General features: G+C 64.6%; 17 protein-coding genes. 9 read left to right on the plus strand and 8 right to left on the minus strand.

Translation table 11 applies throughout. The features are described 5' to 3' along the window. The 4 genes from B552_RS0103895 to B552_RS0103910 all read right to left on the minus strand — a co-directional run. A partial coding sequence (locus B552_RS0103895; RefSeq protein WP_019447700.1) for an ABC transporter ATP-binding protein occupies positions 1-461 on the minus strand: 461 nt, incomplete at its 3' end. Then, the gene (locus B552_RS0103900; protein WP_019447701.1) at positions 454-1470 is read right to left on the minus strand and encodes an iron ABC transporter permease; all 1017 of its coding nucleotides are present in this window, start codon (positions 1468-1470) and stop codon (positions 454-456) included. The genes B552_RS0103895 and B552_RS0103900, both read right to left, overlap by 8 nt. Beyond that, positions 1467-2552, minus strand: coding sequence for an ABC transporter substrate-binding protein (locus B552_RS0103905; protein ID WP_019447702.1), 1086 nt, complete (start codon positions 2550-2552; stop codon positions 1467-1469). Before B552_RS0103905 ends, B552_RS0103900 begins: the two co-directional genes overlap by 4 nt. Then, entirely contained in the window at positions 2552-4690 is a 2139-nt protein-coding gene (locus B552_RS0103910; protein WP_162137609.1) for a TonB-dependent receptor, read from the minus strand. The genes B552_RS0103905 and B552_RS0103910 overlap by 1 nt, the downstream gene beginning before the upstream one ends. A gap of 100 nt (positions 4691-4790) precedes the next feature. Between B552_RS0103910 and B552_RS27110 the strand changes: the two genes are divergently transcribed. Then, the gene (locus B552_RS27110) at positions 4791-5507 is read left to right on the plus strand and encodes a Crp/Fnr family transcriptional regulator (protein WP_162137610.1); all 717 of its coding nucleotides are present in this window, start codon (positions 4791-4793) and stop codon (positions 5505-5507) included. Between the two features lie 194 nt (positions 5508-5701). Here B552_RS27110 and B552_RS27115 read toward each other — a convergent pair whose 3' ends face one another. Next, positions 5702-6214 carry a type II toxin-antitoxin system PemK/MazF family toxin gene (locus B552_RS27115; protein WP_019447705.1) on the minus strand — a complete coding sequence of 171 codons (513 nt, stop codon included), beginning with the start codon at positions 6212-6214 and terminating at the stop codon, positions 5702-5704. A gap of 218 nt (positions 6215-6432) precedes the next feature. Then, on the minus strand, positions 6433-9024 hold the full coding sequence (acnB, locus tag B552_RS0103925) for a bifunctional aconitate hydratase 2/2-methylisocitrate dehydratase (RefSeq protein WP_019447706.1): 2592 nt from the start codon (positions 9022-9024) through the stop codon (positions 6433-6435). Positions 9025-9482: 458 nt separating this feature from the next. On the opposite strand from acnB, the gene fliL reads away from it, so the two are divergent. From fliL to fliR, 7 genes are all read left to right on the plus strand, one after another. Continuing rightward, on the plus strand, positions 9483-9971 hold the full coding sequence (gene fliL / locus B552_RS0103930) for a flagellar basal body-associated protein FliL (RefSeq protein ID WP_019447707.1): 489 nt from the start codon (positions 9483-9485) through the stop codon (positions 9969-9971). Between the two features lie 145 nt (positions 9972-10116). After that, entirely contained in the window at positions 10117-11127 is a 1011-nt protein-coding gene (gene fliM / locus B552_RS0103935) for a flagellar motor switch protein FliM (protein WP_019447708.1), read from the plus strand. Further along, entirely contained in the window at positions 11120-11590 is a 471-nt protein-coding gene (fliN, locus tag B552_RS0103940) for a flagellar motor switch protein FliN (RefSeq protein WP_019447709.1), read from the plus strand. Before fliM ends, fliN begins: the two co-directional genes overlap by 8 nt. Further along, a complete protein-coding gene (gene fliO, locus B552_RS0103945) occupies positions 11587-12135 on the plus strand; it encodes a flagellar biosynthetic protein FliO (RefSeq protein WP_019447710.1) in 549 nt (182 codons plus the stop codon). Before fliN ends, fliO begins: the two co-directional genes overlap by 4 nt. After that, entirely contained in the window at positions 12132-12935 is an 804-nt protein-coding gene (gene fliP, locus B552_RS0103950; RefSeq protein ID WP_019447711.1) for a flagellar type III secretion system pore protein FliP, read from the plus strand. Before fliO ends, fliP begins: the two co-directional genes overlap by 4 nt. A gap of 13 nt (positions 12936-12948) precedes the next feature. Further along, positions 12949-13218: a flagellar biosynthesis protein FliQ gene (gene fliQ, locus B552_RS0103955; RefSeq protein WP_019447712.1), complete on the plus strand. Its 270-nt coding sequence runs from the start codon at positions 12949-12951 to the stop codon at positions 13216-13218. 43 nt (positions 13219-13261) lie between these two features. Continuing rightward, complete coding sequence (fliR, locus tag B552_RS0103960) at positions 13262-14047, plus strand: flagellar biosynthetic protein FliR (RefSeq protein ID WP_019447713.1); 786 nt, start codon at positions 13262-13264, stop codon at positions 14045-14047. Positions 14048-14125: 78 nt separating this feature from the next. Here the strand turns inward: fliR and B552_RS0103965 are convergent, their stop codons facing one another. Next, complete coding sequence (locus B552_RS0103965) at positions 14126-15751, minus strand: methyl-accepting chemotaxis protein (RefSeq protein ID WP_019447714.1); 1626 nt, start codon at positions 15749-15751, stop codon at positions 14126-14128. A 324-nt stretch (positions 15752-16075) separates the two neighbouring features. Here B552_RS0103965 and B552_RS0103970 point away from each other — a divergent pair, with 324 nt between their 5' ends. Next, a complete protein-coding gene (locus B552_RS0103970; RefSeq protein WP_019447715.1) occupies positions 16076-17281 on the plus strand; it encodes an NnrS family protein in 1206 nt (401 codons plus the stop codon). A 131-nt stretch (positions 17282-17412) separates the two neighbouring features. On the opposite strand, the gene B552_RS0103975 is transcribed toward B552_RS0103970, so the two are convergent. Further along, positions 17413-20550 carry a CusA/CzcA family heavy metal efflux RND transporter gene (locus B552_RS0103975; protein ID WP_019447716.1) on the minus strand — a complete coding sequence of 1046 codons (3138 nt, stop codon included), beginning with the start codon at positions 20548-20550 and terminating at the stop codon, positions 17413-17415. Between the last annotated feature and the right edge of the window lie 17 nt (positions 20551-20567).

Raw genomic sequence — 20567 nt, forward strand, 5'->3', positions numbered from 1 at the left:
TCGTCGAGCAGCAGCACGTCGGCTTCGGCGGCCAGCGCGCGCGCCAGCATGACCAGTTGCCGCTCGCCGCCAGACAGCGAAAGAAACGCGCGGTCACCAAGGTGTGCGGACTCCACGCGTGCCAGCGCGTCGCGCGCGGCGGCGTAGTCGGCACGGCACGGTGCGCGCAGCAACGAGATACCGCCCGCGCGGCCCAGCAGCACCATCTCGAGCGCGCTCATCGGCAGCGCGGGATGGACTTCCTGCGGCACGAAGCCCATGCGGCCAACCCGGCCGACCTGGCCGGCGGACGGCGCCAGATGGCCCGCGAGAATTTTCAGCAGCGTCGACTTGCCCGCGCCATTGGCGCCCAGCAGCGCACACAGCGCGCCGCGCGGTAGTTGCAGATCGAGGTTGCGCAGCACGGCACGGTTGGCGTAGCCGTGGCTGATGCCATGGCACTGCAGGACGATGTCAGCCATGCGCAGCGCCTCCGAGCCGGCGGATCAGGAACGCAAACAGCGGCGCGCCGAACAAGGCGGTCAGCGCCCCTAGCGGGATCTCCATCGGGCTCAGGGTCCGTGCCAGCGTATCGACCAGGACCAGGTATACGGCGCCAGCCAGCACGGTGTTGATCAGGAAGTGCCGATGCCCGTTGCCGCAACTCATGCGCACCAGGTGCGGCACCACCAGGCCCACCCAGCCGACCACGCCGCACACGGCAACGCTGGAAGCGGTGATGACGCCGACAGCCAGCAGCGCAAGGCCGCGCACGCGGCCCACCGGCACGCCCAGGCTGCGCGCGTCATCCTCGCCAACCGCCAGTGCCATCAGGTGGAAGCGCATGCCGTAGAGCAGCAGCAGGCTCAGTCCGATGCATGGCAACGTGAGCAGCAGCCTGTCATGATCTGCCGCTGCAAGGCTGCCCATCAGCCAGAAGATGATCGCCGGCAACTGGTTTTGCGGATCGGCCATCAGCTTGACCAGCGACACGCCCGAGGCAAAGACGGCATTGACGACGATGCCGGCGAGCACCAGCAGCACGGCGCCGCTCCGTTGGCTTTTGCGCGCGCCCGCCAGCCAGTACACGGCCAGCAGCGACAACAAGCCCCAGATCAGCGCGCCAGTCATCACAGGCCAGCCGTCGCCGACGGCGAGCAAAGCCAGCACGCCGCCGAACGCCGCGCCGGACGACACCCCGAGCAGTTGCGGCTCGGCCAGCGGATTGCGGAACAGCGCCTGCAGCGCCGCGCCCGCGCCGGCCAGCCCCGCGCCTACCACCGCAGCCAGCAGCACGCGTGGCAGGCGTACGCCCTGCACCACGCTCTGCTGCATCGCGGTCCAGTCGCCAGCACCCAGCAGTGGCGATGCAAGGATGCGCAGCACGGTGGCGGGCTCGATTGCGTAGCGGCCCGCAGCCATCGCCAATACACCGACCACCGGCAGCGCCGCCAGCAGGATCAGCGTGGCCAGCGAACGTCCCGGCCTCATCGCACGCTCCCTGCGCCGAACAGTGCGCGGTAATGAGCGCTGCCGCCATTGGCGGTGAGTTTCAGCAGGTCGTCGGTGTCGCGATCGCTCAGGTGATAGCCGTAGATCATCCGGTACGCGTCGGTAATGCGCTGCCGTATGCCCGGCTCGCTGCGCTGCGGATGGAACAGGCTGAACAGCCATTCCTGGGCCAGCGGCGTCTCCTGGCTGGGCGGGTCCCAGCGGAAGCCGCCGTGCGGATAGCTGTAGATGCGTCGCTCGCGCACCGCCGCCAGGCCCTGAAGGCGCGGATTGCGGTAGACGTCCGCCGGCGCCAACCCCGGCTCGAAGTTGTTCAGCAGCACGATCTGCGGGTTCCATGCGAGCAACTGCTCAACATCCACCTGGGCGAAGCCCGGCACGCCGGCGGCAACGTTCACGCCACCGGCCAGGCGGATGTCGCCGTCCATGCTGGTTCCCTTCCCGGCCGCCCGCAGGCCTGAACGCGCACGCTGCAGGTAGAGCACGCGCGGCCGCTGCGCGCTGGGGATGGCTCGCGCACGCTCGCCGATGGCCGCGCTGCGTGTCTCGAACCAGCTCGCCAGATCTTCGCCACGGTCAGCACGGCCCAGCGCTGCGCCGACCAGGCGCAACCACCCGGCAGCCAGAGCGCTGTCACCGTAGCGCAGCGTAATCACCGGCAGGCCAATCGCGCGGATCGGGCGAACGATGTCGTCGCCGCGGTCGCCCCACTGGAAAACCACATCGGCCTTCGACGCGGCCAGCGCTTCGACATTGGGCACGAAGCCTTCGCCAGCCACCTGGGCCGGGATGCGCGCGGCCTCGGGGAACATGCGCCCAAGCAGGCCCAGTTCGAAGTCGGCACGGCTCGCGCCATTCATGCCCACCAGACGGCCCGCGCCGCCATCCACCGCCATGATCATCGACGCAATCGGGATCGGAATGGCGGCCACGCGCTCAACGCGCGATGGGATGGCCACCGGGCGGCCGCTCTGGTCAACAACTTCGGCTGCGCGGACGACCAGCGCTACCGGCAGCAGCAACAGCGCTGCCAGCAGGAGCATCAACGATGGGCGGCGCATCAGTACGTCCCCGTCAGTTTCAGCACCACTGACCGTCCCGGTTCCACCAGCGGATTGCCCACCAGCGTGTTCGGATACGACAGGTTTTCTGCAACGGTGGGATTTCGGCCTACCTGGTTGAACACGTTCTCGACGCCGGCCAGCATCTTCCAGTCGCGCCATCCATTGCCGAGCACGCGGTCCATGTCCAGGCCGAAGAACAGGTCGACCATTCCGTATCCGGCGGTCCTGCGCTCCTGGCTGGTGTCGATATGGGTCTTGGCCTTGAACGCGCGAATCACGCCCTCGCCGTACCATCCGGCCCCGTCGTAGCGCAGCGACGCATTGGCAGTGAGCGGCGCCACGTACGGCAGCGGATTGCCCGTCGAATCGTTACGGGCGTGGGTATAAGCCGCTGCAACGCCCACGCTCCAGCGCCGCGTGACCTGGGTGCGCCCCTCCAGTTCAAGCCCCTGGATAGTGGCGCGGCCGATGTTCTGGCGCTGGTAAAGGTTGGTGCCAACGCGATTCAGCGTGATCAGGTCCGTGTACTTGCTCTGGTAGCCGCTCAGCCTGGCCCAGCCCTTGTTGCCATACCAGCGCACACCGGCCTCGGCGGTCAGGTTGGTTTCGGGCTTCAGGTCGGGCGAAGGCAGCGTGGGCTGGGTGCCCGCAATACTGGAGATCGTCAGGTTCATGCCGGAAGGCGCGCGGAAACCGCGGCTCAGGTTGCCCACCAGTTGCCAGTTCGGCACGAACTCATAGATCGCGCCGAGACCGCCAGTCACCGCATAGTGGCGCGGACGGGTCTTGCCTTCATACGCCTGGGTCAGCTTGGCGGATTCCCCCGGATAGGTGTCGCCGATCCGGATATCGACGATGTCCGCGCGCAGTGAGCCGGATAGCGTCCATTTCTCGCTGACGTGCCAGTTGTCGTTGACGAACAAGCCCAGGTTGGTCTGGTCCGCGCCGCGCTCCATCTGTCGCCAGCCAGTGTTTGCGAGCAACGCGCCCGTGCTGTTGCTGTACCGCTGCACGCTGTTCACGCGGCCATCGAAGTTCTCGTTGAAGAAGTCCCCGCCGTAGCTCAGCGAGTGCTCGCCGATCTGCTTCATGGCCGTCAGGTGGCCGCCCCAGACCGTGGGCGTATAGACCTTGATGTGGTTGTACACGGTGACCGCAGGAGACGTGCTGTTGCGCTGGTAGATGTCGGTATCGAAATCGCGCACGTAGATGCTGGCATCCACGCTGTCGGCCCAGGCGCCAAAGTTGCGGCCCTCGTAGGCCAGGCGCATGTAGCGCTCGATGATCGGGTCCTCGCGCACGCTGAGCCACGGCTCGCCCGGTGCCGCGCCAAGGCCGCCGGCCCGCTTGCTGACCACGCGCTGATAGCGCCCCGACAGTTCCCAGCGCGAATCCGCATTCGGCCGGAAGCCAACCGCGAGGTCCGCGCCCGTCGAATTGAAACCGCTGTTGAGGGCATCGCCGATTGGCGTCGAATAGTCGCCCGCATCGCGATGATTGACGCCGAGCAGGACGTCGAAGCCGTTCCCGCCGCCGATAAGCTCCACGCGCCCGCCCACCATGTTGTTCACGCTGTTCCACTCCACCGAGCGCAGCTTTGGCGCGAGTTGGAACGGTTGATCGGGATCGGCCTTGGCGCGCCGCGTCACGATGTTGACCACGCCGTTCATGGCGTCGGAACCGTACAGCGCCGAGGCCGGGCCCCGGATGATCTCGATGCGCTCGATCGTGTTCGGATCGATCATGTTGTACTCGAGCGTGCTGCGGCCCCGGTAACGGTCGCCATCGATCGCCATGATCGACCGGCCGGAGTTGGTATTGAAGCCACGCATCACGAGTTGCCCGCCAAGCCCGCCGGTGCGCGCGTACGAAACACCGGGAACGTCCGCGAGCAGGCCCTGGATGCCACCGCTGCTTACACGCTCACGCACCTGCTCGCCCGTGATGACGGTGACCGTGCGCGGTGTTCCCTCGATGGTGTCGGACGTGCGCGTTGCGCTCACGGTCACGCTTTCCAGTTCCTGGACCTGACTGGCCATGGAAGCCGCGCCCTGGCCGGGCCAGACGAGCGCAACGGCACCGGCCGTCGAGCAGGACAGCCAGATCCGCCGATTTGACACAAATGTACGAGCCACGATGATTTCCCCGTTCAAGGGTCACCCCCTTGCGAGGATGACCAAGTTTTCGCGAATGATTATCATTTGCGAATTATTCGTGCCTCGTTTCGAAACGCCAATGAGAAATGTCAAGACAGCCAGGGCGGACCTGGCGGAAGCCCGGGCGATGCTGACCGGCCACCCGGTACTGCATCCGGCCGCGCTGAGCGAGCGCCTGCTCTCGCGGGCGGCGATCCGTCATCTGGAAAAGGGGGAGTACGTGTTCAGCCAGGGGCAGCGGGCGGACTACTGGTACCTGGTCCTGCGCGGGCGCATCGATACGCTACGCATGGGCATCGATGGGGAAGACCGGATCATTCACCACGTGGAAGCCGGCCAATTGCTGGCTGCCATCGTCATGTTCCTGCAGCAGCCGAGGTATCCCGTGGAGGCGCGCGCGGCCATGGACAGCACGCTGTGCCAGATCAGCCGCGCCAGCCTTCTCCAGGCATGCCAGGAACACTCGACGGTTGCCATGGGCATGCTGAGCCTGGCCGCGCAAACGCTGCAGCTACGGATCGATGATGTCGACAGCCTGGCAAGCACCAGCGCCCAGCAGCGGCTTGCCGCCTACATGCTGAGACTGGCGACGGCAGGCAGTGGGCGTGCGGAGTTGCCGGTGAGCCAGCGCCAACTGGCGGCCAAGCTCGGCGTGCGCGCGGAGACGGTGAACCGCCTGTTGTCCGATTGGCACAAGCGCGGCTACCTGGAGGGAGGCGGCCGGAGTTGGCTTATTGTCAAACCGGGCGAGTTGGACATGCTGGTGCGGGGTGCGCATGCGCGGCAGGGGCGATGAACAGCCTGGTCTCGCGAAGTCCGGCGTGGAAAGTTTCGGGGGAGTTCGTAGAGCCCCAGCACGGTCTGGAACAGCTGAAAAAACAAAAGCCCAGCGGCTAGGCTGGGCTTTTGAGGTTCCCTCAAGGGGAGCGAACTACCGCGTACTACAACAACTGTTTGCCTCAGAGGGCGTGTGCGAAAATTGTCCTGTAGTCATGCCGCATTGTCAACAGAATTGGACGCATCGACTACCAGTGGCGCCACAGTACCCACCTGGGCAACAGGCACAACAACCTTCGCCAACTGCAATAGCGCCTTCGCATTGATAGCGGCAATGATGCCCTTCTGGATGTCGGCCACCAAGTGAGGGGGTAGAACATCCACGATGTATTTGCCGTTGCCTTTCACGGTCTTCAAGCGCTTCTTGCTTACCTGCTGCACGTGATCACAAAGCGCCCATCTGTCGCGAGCGTCATAGAAAATCGTCCTCGTCACATGCATCGGGTCAATGAACACGTGGAGCCCTCGCTGAACCTTGTTCGCATCCTTGCTGGACGAGACAGGAACAACCACGGCCCCTTGGTTCAACTTGAAATTCAGCACCACCGCAAGACGATTCTTGACCATCTCCGGCGCGATGCGTCCGTCACAGTCGTCAACTGGTTGTTTGTTGGAGTCGTAGGCATAGTCGCCGAAGTCGCACTCCACCAACTGGCCTACTTTCATCGGTTGTCCCGTTCCTTTAGGTTGGGAATGCCGCTGCTACTGCCTGCGCGCCGCAAATCATACCGCCCTCTGTGGCGCACAAGTGTCTCGAATTACCTCCGACAATCGTCAAGATGGCGACACACCCACGCTATAAAAAAAAACCCCGCGGACGCTTTACGCGCCCGCGGGGTTTCTCAGTCCTCAGCAGAAGAAGATCCGCAGAGGAACGCTGACGATTACATCGTCACCGTATCCGCCACTGCCTTGAAGTCTTCGATCTGGTCGAAGTTCATGTACTTGTAGATCTTGTCGCCGTTGGCGTTCAGCACGCCCATGTCAGCCATGTACTCTTCCTTGCTCGGGATGCGGCCCAGGCGCGAGCAGATGGCGGCCAGTTCGGCGGAACCGAGGTACACGTTCGTGTTCTTGCCCAGACGGTTCGGGAAGTTACGCGTCGACGTCGACATCACCGTGGCGCCTTCACGCACCTGTGCCTGGTTACCCATGCACAGCGAGCAGCCCGGCATTTCGGTACGCGCACCGGCCGTGCCGAACACGCCGTAGTGGCCTTCCTCGGTCAGCTGCTTCTGGTCCATCTTGGTCGGCGGAGCGACCCACAGCTTCACGGGGATGTCGCGCTTGCCTTCCAGCAGCTTCGAGGCGGCACGGAAGTGACCGATGTTGGTCATGCACGAACCGATGAACACTTCGTCGATCTTGGCGCCAGCCACGTCGGACAGCGTCTTCACGTCGTCCGGGTCGTTCGGGCAGGCCACGATCGGCTCGTGCACGTCTGCCAGGTCGATCTCGATCACGGCGGCGTACTCGGCGTCGGTATCCGGCTCCAGCAGCTTCGGATCGGCCAGCCATGCTTCCATGGCCTTGATACGGCGCTGCAGGCTGCGCGGGTCCTGGTAGCCTTCGGCGATCATCCACTTCAGCAGCGTGATGTTGCTGTTGATGTATTCGATGATCGGTTCCTTGTTCAGGCGCACCGAGCAACCAGCGGCCGAACGCTCTGCCGAGGCGTCCGACAGTTCGAATGCCTGTTCCACCTTCAGGTCGGGCAGGCCTTCGATTTCCAGGATGCGGCCCGAGAAGATGTTCTGCTTGCCTTGCTTGGCCACGGTCAGCAGACCCTGCTTGATCGCGTACAGCGGAATGGCGTTGACCAGGTCACGCAGCGTGACGCCGGGCTGCATCTTGCCCTTGAAGCGCACCAGCACCGATTCCGGCATGTCCAGCGGCATCACGCCGGTGGCGGCGGCAAAGGCCACCAGGCCCGAGCCGGCCGGGAAGCTGATACCGATCGGGAAGCGGGTGTGCGAATCGCCGCCGGTGCCCACGGTGTCGGGCAGCAGCATGCGGTTCAGCCAGGAGTGAATCACGCCATCGCCCGGGCGCAGCGAGATACCGCCACGCGTGCTGATGAACTGCGGCAGCGTGTGGTGCGTCTTCACGTCCACCGGCTTCGGATAGGCGGCGGTGTGGCAGAACGACTGCATCACGAGGTCGGCCGAGAAGCCCAGGCAGGCCAGGTCCTTCAGCTCGTCGCGCGTCATCGGGCCGGTGGTGTCCTGCGAGCCCACCGAGGTCATCTTCGGTTCGCAGTACGTGCCCGGGCGGATGCCCTTGCCTTCTTCCAGGCCGCACGCGCGACCCACCATCTTCTGCGCCAGCGAGAAACCCTTGCCGGTATCGACCGGGTTCTGCGGCAGGCGGAACAGCGTCGACGGGGCCAGGCCCAGCGACTCGCGCGCCTTGGCGGTCAGGCCACGGCCGACGATCAGCGGAATGCGGCCGCCGGCGCGCACTTCGTCGAACAGCACGTCCGACTTCACCTGGAATTCGGCGATCACTTCGCCGTTCTTCAGGGCCTTGCCTTCATAGGGACGCAGTTCCACCACGTCGCCCATTTCCATCTTCGAGACGTCCAGCTCGATCGGCAGCGCGCCGGCATCTTCCATCGTGTTGTAGAAGATCGGGGCGATCTTGCTGCCCAGGCACACGCCGCCGAAACGCTTGTTCGGCACGAACGGGATGTCTTCGCCGGTGAACCACAGCACCGAGTTGGTGGCCGACTTGCGGCTGGAGCCGGTACCGACCACATCACCCACGTAGGCGACGAGGTGGCCCTTTTCCTTCAGCGATTCGATGAACTTGACCGGGCCGCGCTTGCCGTCTTCTTCAGGCTGGAACGCAGCGCCTTCGCGCTTGTTCTTCAGCATGGCCAGCGCGTGCATCGGGATGTCCGGGCGCGTGGTGGCGTCCGGGGCCGGCGACAGGTCGTCGGTGTTGGTTTCGCCCGGCACCTTGAACACGGTGATCGTCAGCGATTGCGGCAGTTCCGGACGGCTCGTGAACCACTCGGCGTCGGCCCAGCTTTGCAGCACAGCCTTGGCGTTGGCGTTGCCCTTGTCGGCCTTTTCCTTCACGTCATGGAAGGCGTCGAACATCAGCAGCGTCTTCTTCAGCGCTTCAGCGGCCACGGTGCCCACTTCGGCGTCGTCGAGCAGTTCGATCAGCGGCGAGATGTTGTAGCCGCCCAGCATCGTGCCGAGCAGTTCGGTGGCACGGGCGCGCGAGATCAGCGCGGTCTTTTCCGAACCCAGTGCCACGGCGGCCAGGTACGAAGCCTTGACCTTGGCGGCGTCATCCACGCCGGCCGGCACGCGGTGGGTGATCAGGTCCAGCAGGGTCTGTTCCTCGCCCGCCGGCGGGTTCTTGATCAGTTCGATCAGCTCGGCGGTCTGCTTGGCGGTCAGAGCCAGAGGGGGAATGCCAAGCGCAGCGCGTTCGGCAACATGGGCGCGATAGGTTTCAAGCATGGGAACCTGCTGGTAATAGGGTTGTAACGGTACTGCTGTCTCTGTGAGGACTGGCGTCGCATCACTGCCAGTTGCGCGTGATTGTAAACGGAAGTCCGGCCGAGATCAAATGTCTTATATCTTATATAAGAGTTAAGTTTTGCAAGGCGTTGTATTACAACGAATTGCCCACAAGGGGTCCGCCAGGCCGTGCACGCCTTTGCACCGGCATCCGCACCGGGATGCCACCCGAGCCGCCCGTACAAGCGCCCGATAAAGCACCTCATCCTTAAGATCCCTTAAGTTCCGCTCCCCTCATTCGTTAACCAGCTTGCAGGCGCAAATCGCGCGCCAATGCGCCACTGCGCCCGACGCCCGCCCAGCTCAAACGGCCAAGCTGAGCGGGATTCCCCCTTTTTATCGGCCCTTTGCTTGCCTGCGATTCGGGAAGAATGCAGGCATTCCGACACAGGCATCTCATGGCGAACACGCTTTCCCCCTCCCAGACCGGCGGCAACACGAGCAAGCGCGGCCGACTGCTGCTGATCGGCGGCGGCGTACTGGTTGTGGTGCTGGGCGTTGGCGGCTTCGTGCTTGGCAGCGTCATCGGCGGCAACCATCAGCCGGCGGCGCCGGCAGCGCCCGTGGTGCCGCCTCCGATCTTCGTGCCGCTGGACGCGTTCACCGTGAACCTCAAGAGCGAGGACGGCGACCGCTTCCTGCACACCGGCCTGTCTCTCAAGGTGGCGGACAGCGAGACCCAGGCGCGCCTGGCGCAGTACCAGCCGGAAGCACGCAGCCGCATCCTGCTGCTGCTGTCGGCCCGCCAGCCGGCCGATCTGGCAACCGTGGAAGGCAAGCGCAAGCTGGCACAGGACATCCAGGCGACTGTCAGCCAGCCGTTTGCCCCGAGCCTGCCGCCGCAGAAGATCCTGGACGTCTTGTTTACATCGTTCGTGGTGCAGTAAGCCGTGTGCCTGCCTCGCGAATCCCGAGCCAAACCGATATGAAACTGCCCGCCGTTCTTCACTGCTTCCGTCGCGCCGTGCGCGCCGCCTGAAGCCGGACATGGACCGTTTCATCCTTAAAGCCGTTCACGGGGCAGGACACTAGATGGCCTACGACAAGTTCCTCTCGCAGGACGAGGTAGACGAACTACTGAAAGGCGTATCGGGCGAAGCCGATGCGCCCGTGGCAAGCGCGCCCGCCGCCGACGACGGCGGGGTCCGGCCGTACAACCTGGCCACCCAGGAACGGGTGGTCCGCGGCCGTCTGCACACGCTGGAAATCATCAACGAACGCTTTGCCCGCGCGCTGCGCACGGCGCTGTTCAACTTCATCCGCCGTGGCGCGGACATCTCGGTGGGCTCGGTGCGCATCGAGAAATATGGCGACTTCGTCCGCAACCTGCCCGTTCCGACCAACCTGAACCTGGTCCACATGAAGCCGCTGCGGGGCACCGCGCTGTTCGTGTACGACCCGAATCTCGTATTTCTCGTCGTCGACAACCTGTTCGGCGGCGACGGCCGCTTCCACACCCGCGTGGAAGGCCGCGACTTCACACAGACCGAGCAGCGCATCATCCGCCGCATGCTCGACCTCACGCTCACCAGCTACGGCCAGGCCTGGCGCACCGTGCATCCGATCGAGTTCGACTATGTCCGCTCGGAGATGCACACGAAGTTCGCCAACGTGGCCGGCCCGAACGATGCCGTGGTCACCACCGCGTTCCATATCGAACTGGGCGCCGTGGGCGGGCAGCTTCATATCTGCATTCCGTTCTCGATGATCGAGCCGCTGCGCGATCTGCTGATGAATCCGCTGCAGGACGAAGTCGAGGTGGACAAGCGCTGGCTCGGCCAGCTTTCCAACCAGTTGCGAGCCGCCGAAGTGGAACTGGTGGCCGAATTCGCACACCTGCGCAGCACCGTGGCCGAGGTACTGGCCTTGCGCAAGGGCGACGTGCTGCCGATCGAACTGCCCGAACACATCTTCGGCAAGGTGGACGGCGTGCCCGTCATGCAGTGCGGCTTCGGCACCATGAATGGCCAGTACGCGCTGCGCGTGGAACGAATGATCAATTACCAAGATAGCGATTCCAACAAGGAAACCGATCATGACTGACGGCACCCAGGACAAGCCGGTCGATCCGATGGACGATTGGGCCAGCGCCCTCGCGGAGCAGACCAGCGCCGAGCAGGCAGCCCCTGCTGCCGCCATGGCCGCCACCGCTGCCGCTCCGGCGGCGCAAGCCATGCCTGCCGCCACGCCGGCGGCCTCCACCGTGTTCCCGCCGCTGGCGCAGGACGCACCGAGCGGCTTCCACAACGATATCGGGATGATTCTCGATATTCCCGTGCAGCTGACCGTGGAACTGGGCCGCACCAAGGTACCCATCAAGAACCTGCTGCAGCTTGCGCAGGGTTCGGTGGTGGAACTCGACGGCCTGGCCGGCGAACCGATGGACGTGCTCGTCAACGGCTACCTGATTGCCCAGGGTGAAGTGGTGGTGGTGAACGACAAGTTCGGCATCCGCCTGACGGACATCATCACGCCGTCCGAACGCATCCGGAAGCTCAACAAATGACAGCAGCATCGCGCCGGCCTGCCGCGGGCATCGCCCTGACGGGCCTTGCCGCAACCAGCGCTACCGGCGCGCATGCTGCCGATGTCGTCCTCAGTACCGCCCAGGCGGGCACCCCCGCCAGCGGTGCGGCGGCCAGCCATCTGGCCACCTCCAGTGCGCCGGTCATCAGCAGCGGGGCCAGCCTGGCGCAAGCGGGCCTGGGCCTGTTCGCCGTCATCGCACTGATTCTGGCGATGGCCTGGGTAGCGCGCCGCGTTGGACTGGTGCGCCACGGCTCGGGCAACGCGTCGATGAAGGTGGTCGGCAGCCTGATGCTCGGTCCGCGCCAGAAGGTGGTCACCGTGGAAGTTGGCGATACGTGGCTGGTGCTTGGCGTATCGCCCAACGAAATCCGCCCGCTGCACACACTCGCCGCGCGGCCGGACACCGGCGCCCCAGATAGCTCACAACCGGGTTCACAACCGGGCTCACAACCGCCACAGCGCATGCAAGGCGGATTTGGCGAACGGCTGATGCGCGCCATGCAGGAAAACCTCAAGAAATGAACTCGCTGCGTGCCGACGACGTACGGCATTCCGTGCGCCATGTACGCCATGTGCGCGTGGCTGCCGCCCTGCTGGCACTGCTGCCGCTTGCGCTCTGGCTCGTGCCCGAATCGGCGCTGGCCCAGTCGCTGCCCGGCGTAACCAGCCGGCCGGGCCCCGGTGGCGGCCAGACCTGGTCGCTGTCGATCCAGACGCTGGTCCTGCTGACCTCGCTGTCGTTCCTGCCCGCGGCCATGCTGATGATGACCGGCTTCACGCGGATCATCATCGTGCTGGGCCTGCTGCGCAACGCGCTGGGCACGGCATCGTCGCCGCCCAACCAGGTGCTGGTGGGGCTGTCGCTGTTCCTGACGTTCTTCGTGATGTCGCCGGTGTTCGACAAGGTCTACACCGACGCCTACCAGCCGCTGTCGGAAAACAGGATCAGCCTGGAGACCGCCGCCCAGCGCGCCGCCGTGCCGCTGCGCGCGTTCATGATGCGCCAGACCCGCGAGAAGGACCTTGCGCTGTTCGCGCAGATGGCGAAGACACCGGAAATGCAGGGCCCAGACGACGTGCCGTTCTCGGTGCTGGTGCCCGCGTTCGTCACCAGCGAACTGAAGACCGCGTTCCAGATCGGCTTCACGATCTTTATCCCGTTCCTCATCATCGATCTCGTCGTGGCCAGCGTGCTGATGGCGATGGGCATGATGATGGTGCCGCCCGCCACCATATCGCTGCCGTTCAAGCTGATGCTGTTCGTGCTCGTCGATGGCTGGCAACTGCTGCTGGGCTCCCTGGCGCAGAGCTTCATGAACTGACCGGAGGCCCGCCATGACACCGGAAATGGTGATGACGATCGCCACGCAGGCGATGAAAATGACGCTGATGCTGGCCGCCCCGCTGCTGCTGGTGGCGCTGGCAGCCGGCCTGGTGGTGAGCCTGTTCCAGGCCGCGACGCAGATCAACGAAATGACGCTGACGTTCATCCCCAAGCTCATCGCGCTGTTCGCAACGATGGTGCTGGTCGGCCCCTGGATGATCAACACGTTCGTCGACTACATGCGCGGCGTGTTCCAGAGCATTCCCGCGCTGGCGCACTGACCGCCGCCACCCGCCCCACCTTTCACTTTTCGAGCCGCCCGCCGTGATCGAGGTCACCACTGCCCAGATATACGGGTGGATCGCCGCCTTCCTCTGGCCGATGTTCCGGCTGATGGCGCTGATCTCGGTGGCACCGGTGTTCAGCGAATCGTCGATTCCGCGCCGCCTCAAGATCCTGCTGGCGGCTGCGCTCGCGGTCATCATCTCCCCGACGATCGGCAAGATTCCCACGGCGCCGGTCTACTCTCTCGAAGGCCTGCTGGTCGTCCTCAATGAAGTCGGCATCGGCCTGTCGATGGGCTTTGCGATGCGGCTCGTGTTCGCAGCCGTGCAAATGGCCGGCGAAGTCATCGGCCTGCAGATGGGCCTGTCGTTCGCGTCGTTCTACGACCGCTCGTCAGGCGGGCAGACCATGGTGCTGTCGCGCTTCCTCAATGTCGTCGCCACGCTGCTGTTCCTCGCGCTGGACGGCCACCTGATGATGCTGGCCGCGCTGGTCGACAGCTTCCAGGGCGTGCCAATCGCAGGCGTGCCGCTCTCCGGTCACGGCTGGGGCGCGCTGGCGCGTGCCGGATCGATCGTGTTCGCGTCGGGCACGCTGCTGGCGCTGCCGATGATCGCCGCATTGCTGACGATGAACCTGGCCATGGGCATCCTGAACCGCGCTTCGCCGCAGCTTTCGATCTTCGCGGTCGGCTTTCCGGTCACGCTGCTGGGCGGCATGCTGGTACTTTCGCTGGTCATGCCGCACATGGGCGCCTACATGCAGCACCTGATCGAAGCGGGCCTGCAGACTGCCGCGACGGTACTCGACCAGCTTGCGCCGTAGGAACCGGCGGCCGGACATGCCGGCCGCCATGACGCTTGCGTGGGCTCTGCCGAGCTTCACGCAAGTTCCGCGAGAGTCTTACGTGTATGCGATGGCGCCCAGCGCAGCCGCCCGCCGGGCCGGCACGGCGCGTTGCACGCCTACGTCCGCCGGCAGCTTGAAGAACGCCACGGCATCGTCCAGGGACCGGCTCTGGTCCTGGAGCGCCTTTGAAGCATTGGCGGCCTCGTGCACCAGCGACGCGTTCTGCTGGGTGACCTGATCGATCTGCACGATCGCCTGGTTCACCTGCTCGATGCCGCGGTTCTGCTCCGCCGATGCCTCGGCAATCTCGTCGACGATATTGGTCACGCGCGCCACTGCCTGTGTCACGTCGGTCATGGTCTTGCCCGCTTCGTTCGCCAGGGACGAACCGGCCTGCACCTGGGCGACCGATGCTTCGATCAGGTCCTTGATCTCCTTGGCGGCGCTTGACGAGCGCTGCGCGAGTCCGCGAACCTCGCTGGCCACCACGGCAAACCCACGACCCTGCTCACCGGCACGCGCCGCTTCCACCGCTGCATTGAGCGCCAGAATGTTGGTCTGGAACGCAATGCCTTCGATAATGCCGGTGATCTCCGCGATCTTGGTCGAGCTTGCGCTGATGCCTTCCATCGTATCGACCACGCGGCTCACGGTTCCGCTGCCCAGTTGCGCCACTTCGGCCGCATTGCGTGCCAGCGCACTGGCCTGGCGGGCGTTCTCGGTGTTGTGCCGCACCGTGGCGGTCAGTTCCTCGATGCTGGCCGCGGTTTCCTCGAGCGATGCGGCCTGCTGCTCGGTGCGGCTCGACAGATCGATGTTGCCTTCCGAGATCTGGCCCGTCGCCACCGCAATGCTTGAACTGCCCTCTCGCACGCGCGCCACCGTTTCGGTCAGGCGCTCGTTCATGTCGCGCAGCGCGCCGAGCAGCCGGCCGGTTTCGTCAGCGGAATCCACTTCGATACGTGCGCCAAGTTCGCCGCGTGCGACGGTACCTGCCGCCTCTACGGCGCGCTCGATCGGGCCGATAATGGCGCGCGTCAGCAGCATGCCGCCGATCAACGCGAATGCGACTGCGGCAATCGACACGATGATCAGCAGGTTGCGCTGCATTACGTACTCGTCCTGCAGGCGCTTGATCATCTCCGCCTGACGCTCATGCGTGAAGGTGATGTAGGTGTTGGTGGCCTTGATCAGCTCGGCCAGCAGCGGGCGGCACTCGTTGTTCATCTTTTCGGTCGCCGCATCGCGCTTGCCATCCAGGGCCAGCGCGACGATGGCGGTCGCCACGGGGCCATAGCGCGCTTCAACGCGATCCACCTCCGCCACGAGATTGCGCGCCGTCTCGCTGACCCCGTCGGCCATGATCATCTGCTTGAGCCGGGTCATCCGCGCCTCAACGTCCTCATGCGCCTTCAGGACCGCTGCCTTCTCCAGGCTGATGTCGGCCTGCGTCGTCACCAGCACCAGATTGCGTGCGGCGATGGCACGGCGGTCAACGGCGGTACGCACCTGTGTCGCTGCCTCTGCTCGCGCATTGAGGCCGTTGATGTAGGCACTGAACCCGTCCGTGGCCTGGCTCAATGCGCGAAGTGACAACCCGGAGACCACCAGCACGATCAGCGCGAGTGCGCCAAACCCCGCCAGGAGCCTGGTCTTGATCGACAGATCACGAAACTTCATAGCTACCCCCCCAATTACCGAAAGTACGGCCAAGGTTTTGCATCACAACGTGATGCAATAAGCACTGAAATTCCCCGTATCACACGTCTCAGGACCACCACCTGCGGCGTCTTTGCGCCATGCCTTCAATGTATTGTTCGCAGGCTAACGGTGCGAGCGTTGTGCGCTGCACCCTGCCGTGGAGGGGTGTGGCCCCAGAACCGCATAGGTGCTTGCCCGCAGCAACCGGTTGCAATGCCATCGATCACTCCCTGAGTTTTAAGTTGTATTTCATATGCATGTTTTATAGAATCGATTGCGTCACGCGAGCACCCCTTCCTGATCATGTCCGTCCTGCTGCCAATCTCCCCACCTTCCCGCTCCCAGGCCGGCTATCGCGGCCTGCCTGTGCTGGCCCTGGCATTCCGCCCGTTCTATCTGCTGGCCGCCGGATTCGGCGCGTTGGCCGTCGCAACATGGGTTGCCATCTACCTTGGCTGGTGGGCACCGTCCAGCCAGCCGTGGGCAGGCGTCATGCTCTGGCATGCACATGAAATGGTGTTCGGATTTTCGGCGGCGGTAGTGGTGGGCTTTCTGTTCACGGCCGGCAAGAACTGGACAGGCCTGCAAACCCCGCAGGGGGCATGGCTCGGCGCGCTGGCCGGCACCTGGCTGCTGGCGCGCGTGCTGATGTGGACCGGCCCGGCCTGGGCGGCCATCGCGGTGGACGCGGCGTTCCTGCCGCTTTGCAGCCTGACCTTCTATCGCATCCTCCGGCGCGCCAAGAGCGAACGCAACTACGGACTGGCCATCGCGCTCGGCTTGATGGGTGCGCTGAACATTGGCTTCCATGCCGCAGTTCAGGCCGGCCAGATTGCCTGGGCACTGCATGCATGCGAAGCGGCAATCGGGTTCGTCGCCATCTTCGTCACGGTGATCGGTGGCCGCGTGATTCCGATGTTCACCGCCAACGCCATTCCGGGTATCCGCATTCGCCGCTGGGCCGGCGTGGAGCGCAGCGTCATCGCGCTGACGCTTCTTGCGGCGCTGGCCAATGCCGTGCAGGCACCCGCCGCCATCACCGGCCTGCTGGCGGCAGGGGCCGCCGTGGCACATGGCATCCGCCTTGCCGGATGGGATTCGCTGCGCACGGTACGCAAGCCCATCGTCAGCATCCTGCATGTTGCCTACGCGTTCCTGGCCATCGGCTTCGCGCTGATCGCGGCGGCCTCGGCCGGCTGGGTAGACCGCTCCTCCGCGCTCCACGCGCTGACCGTCGGGGCAATCGGCTGCGCCATCATCGCGATGATCACGCGCACCGCACTGGGCCACACTGGGCGCATGCTCCAGACCGGCCGCATGGAACACCTGGCTTACCTGTGCATGACGCTGGCAGCCGTTGTGCGGGTGGCGGTTCCGATCACACTGCCTGCGCACAAGCCTGAGGCCATTGCTGCCTCTGGCGCGCTGTGGGTGCTGGCGCTTGTTCTCTACCTTGCCAAGTACGCGCCCTACCTGATGCGGCCCCGCACCGATGGCCGGGAGGGTTGAGTCCCTCTCTGCATCACGCGCGGTACATGCCGCGCGGTCAAATGCAAGCGGCCACGTGATTCACCCGGGCCGAACCCGGATTGAATCGACGTGGCCGCTGTTTGTCACCTGACGTCAGGTGCAAGACGGCGTCAGGTTTCCTTCTTGCCGATAAACACCATACGCAGCGCAGGCACGATCACCAGCAGCATGATCGGCCCGATCAGCATGCCGCCCACCACCACGGTGGCCAGCGGGCGCTGCACCTGGCTGCCGATGCCGGTGGAGATTGCCGCCGGCAACAGGCCGATACAGGCGGACAGTGCCGTCATCAGCATCGGCCGCATCCGCTGCTGCGCGGCATGTGACATCGCATCCTCGGACTTCTCGCCCTGCTCCCTGAGCTGGTTGTAGTACGTGATCATCAGGATGCCGTCCATCACGGACACCCCGAACAGCGAGACAAAGCCGATTGCCGCCGAGATGCTGAAGTCCAGCCCGGTCACGAAGAGCGCGATCACGCCGCCAGCGATGGCGAACGGAATGCCCGCGAGCGTCATCACGCTATCGCGCAGCGAATTGAACAAGCCGTACAGCAGCACCATGATCATCACGATGCTGATCGGCACGATCAGCTCCAGCCGCTTCTTGGCCTGCTCCAGTTCCTCGAACTCGCCGGCCCACTGAATCTGATAGCCCTCCGGCAGCTTGATCCGGCTGGCGATGCGCGCCTGCGCTTCCTTCACCGTGCTGCCCAGGTCGCGGTCGCGAACGCTGAACTTGATCGGGATATAGCGCTGGTTGCGTTCGTGATAGATGTACGACGCCCCGGTATCGAGCGAGATATCGGCCAGCGCGCTGAGCGGGATATACGCGTTGGAACCGCCGGCGGTCTGGTAGGCCACCTTGATATTGCGGATCGCGTCGATGCTGCCGCGATACTCGGGCGCCATGCGCACCGTCAGCGCGAACTGGCGGTCGCCTTCCAGCACCGTGGTGGCCTGCGTGCCGCCCAATGCGGCCTGCACGACCGAGTTCACGTCACCGGTATTGAGCCCGTAGCGCGCCGCCGCCTCGCGGTTCACCTTGATATTGAGGTTCGGCTGGCCCAACACGCGGAACACGCCAAGGTCCGTCACGCCGCGGATCTGCCTCATCTCGGCAAGCACCTGGTCGGCCAGCTTCTCTAGCGTGGGCAGATCACGGCCCACGATCTTCACCGAGTTCGCGCCCTTGACGCCCGACAGGCCTTCCTGCACGTTGTCCTGGATGTACTGCGAGAAGTTCAGTGAAATGCCGGAGAATTCGTCGGCGAACTCCTTCTGCACCTGCTCGACCAGCTTGTCCTTGGTCATGCCGGCCGGCCATTCGTCGAACGGCTTCAGCGGCACGAAGAACTCGGCGTTGAAGAAGCCCGCGGCATCGCTGCCGTCATCCGGGCGTCCGTGCTGCGAAACCACCGTCGCCACCTCGGGATGCGACAGCAGGATCTTGCGCATGCGCGCCACCGGAGACACGCCCGCTTCCAGCGAAACGGTCGGCGGCATCGTCGCGCGAATCCACAGGTTGCCCTCCTCCAGGGCCGGCAGGAACTCCGTGCCCAGCAGCGGCATCAGCGCGCCGGTAATCACCAGCACCACGGCGCCGATGGCGACCGACATCCGCTTGTTGCCAAGCGACCATTTCAGCGCCGGCTCGTAGATGCGATGCAGCCAGCGCACCAGGATGGTTTCCTTTTCCTCGATATGCTTGGGCAGCAGATAACTGCACAGCACCGGCGTGACCGTGAACGTGGCGATCAGCGCGCCCAGCAGCGCATAGCCGTAGGTACGCGCCATCGGCCCGAAGATCTGCCCTTCCACGCCCTGCATCGTGAACAGCGGGACGAATGCCGCAACGGTGATGGCCGCCGAGAAGAACACCGCCTTGTCCACCTGCAGAGCGCTCACGAAGATCATGCGGATGCGGTCGGTGATGCCCGCGCCCTTGCCCAGCGCCCGCGCATCGCGGCTCATCAGCAATCGCCGCTGGTCCGCCGACGGCATCTGGAAGTTCCGGAAGATGTTCTCGACCAGGATCACCGAGGAGTCCACGATGATCCCGAAGTCCACCGCCCCCACCGATAGCAGGTTGGCCGACTCTCCCAGTATCACCAGGATCATGATGCTGAAGAACAGCGCGAACGGTATGTTGACGCTGACGATCACCGCGCTGCGCAGGTCGCCCAGGAACACCCACTGGATGAAGAACACCAGCAGACAGCCGAACAACAGGCTGTGCAGCACCGTATGCGTGGTGACGGCGACCAGTGTCGAGCGGTCATAGTACGGATCGATCTTCACCCCGGCAGGCAGCGTGCCGTCGCTGTTGATCTTGTCGATTTCCGCCTTGACGCGGGCCACCACCTCGTTGGTCTGCAACGTCCGGTTCATCACGACGATGGCCGTGACCACGTCGTCCTGGTTGTCGCGCCCGGACCTGCCCAGCCGCGGCGTGAAGCCGACCTTGACCTTGGCCACGTCCTTGACCTGGACCGGCACGCCATTGCTCTGCGTGAGCACGACCTGCTCGATATCCTTGGTGTCCTCGATCAACCCCACGCCACGGATGTTGACGGACTGCTGTCCAAGGTTGATGGTTCGCCCGCCGACGTTGATGTTGGCGTTGCCGAGCGCGGTGATCATCTGCGGCAGCGTGATGTTGTACGCATCAAGCTTGCGCAGATCGGCCTCTACGTCGTACTCCTTGGTCGTGCCGCCCCAGCTCACCACCTGCATGACGCCCGGCACCGTCTTCAGGCGGCGCTCGAGCACCCAGTCCTGCAGCGTGCGCAGATTGGTCAGCCCGAAGTGCTCCGGCCCGCGCAGCTGGTAGCGATAGATTTCGCCAACCAGGCTCGACGCCTGGATCTGCGGCTGTACGTTGTTGGGCAGGCTGACGTTCTGCTGCAGCGCAAGCGCGGCCTGCGTATAGGCAAAGTAGTAGTCGATCCCGTACTTGAACGTGACACGCACGAACGAAAGCCCGTAGAACGACGTCGAGCGGATGCTCTCCACGCCGGGCGTGGCCGCCAGTCCCACTTCCATGGGCACCGTGTAGTAGCGCTCCATTTCCTCGGCCGACAGGCCAGGCGCCTGCGCGGTGATTTCCAGGATCACGGGAGCCGGGTTCGGATACGCCTCGATATTGAGCCTCGAATAGGCGAACAACCCGGCACTGGCAAACACCAGGAGAAAAAGCAGAATGAGCGGCCGCCGCGTCAGCGACAGCCGGAGTACGTTCCTGAGCACGGAAGCCTCTTATTCGG

The sequence above is a fragment of the Cupriavidus sp. BIS7 genome (assembly GCF_000292345.1).
In the GTDB taxonomy this organism is placed as follows: Bacteria; Pseudomonadota; Gammaproteobacteria; order Burkholderiales; family Burkholderiaceae; genus Cupriavidus.

Coding starts and splice junctions, on each gene's coding strand:
- B552_RS0103900 (WP_019447701.1), bottom strand. CDS start 1,470: ATGAGGCCGGGACGTTCGCTGGCCACGCTGATCCTGCTGGCGGCGCTG.
- B552_RS0103905 (WP_019447702.1), bottom strand. CDS start 2,552: ATGCGCCGCCCATCGTTGATGCTCCTGCTGGCAGCGCTGTTGCTGCTG.
- B552_RS27110 (WP_162137610.1), top strand. CDS start 4,791: ATGAGAAATGTCAAGACAGCCAGGGCGGACCTGGCGGAAGCCCGGGCG.
- B552_RS27115 (WP_019447705.1), bottom strand. CDS start 6,214: ATGAAAGTAGGCCAGTTGGTGGAGTGCGACTTCGGCGACTATGCCTAC.
- acnB (WP_019447706.1), bottom strand. CDS start 9,024: ATGCTTGAAACCTATCGCGCCCATGTTGCCGAACGCGCTGCGCTTGGC.
- fliL (WP_019447707.1), top strand. CDS start 9,483: ATGGCGAACACGCTTTCCCCCTCCCAGACCGGCGGCAACACGAGCAAG.
- fliM (WP_019447708.1), top strand. CDS start 10,117: ATGGCCTACGACAAGTTCCTCTCGCAGGACGAGGTAGACGAACTACTG.
- fliN (WP_019447709.1), top strand. CDS start 11,120: ATGACTGACGGCACCCAGGACAAGCCGGTCGATCCGATGGACGATTGG.
- fliO (WP_019447710.1), top strand. CDS start 11,587: ATGACAGCAGCATCGCGCCGGCCTGCCGCGGGCATCGCCCTGACGGGC.
- fliP (WP_019447711.1), top strand. CDS start 12,132: ATGAACTCGCTGCGTGCCGACGACGTACGGCATTCCGTGCGCCATGTA.
- fliQ (WP_019447712.1), top strand. CDS start 12,949: ATGACACCGGAAATGGTGATGACGATCGCCACGCAGGCGATGAAAATG.
- B552_RS0103965 (WP_019447714.1), bottom strand. CDS start 15,751: ATGAAGTTTCGTGATCTGTCGATCAAGACCAGGCTCCTGGCGGGGTTT.
- B552_RS0103970 (WP_019447715.1), top strand. CDS start 16,076: ATGTCCGTCCTGCTGCCAATCTCCCCACCTTCCCGCTCCCAGGCCGGC.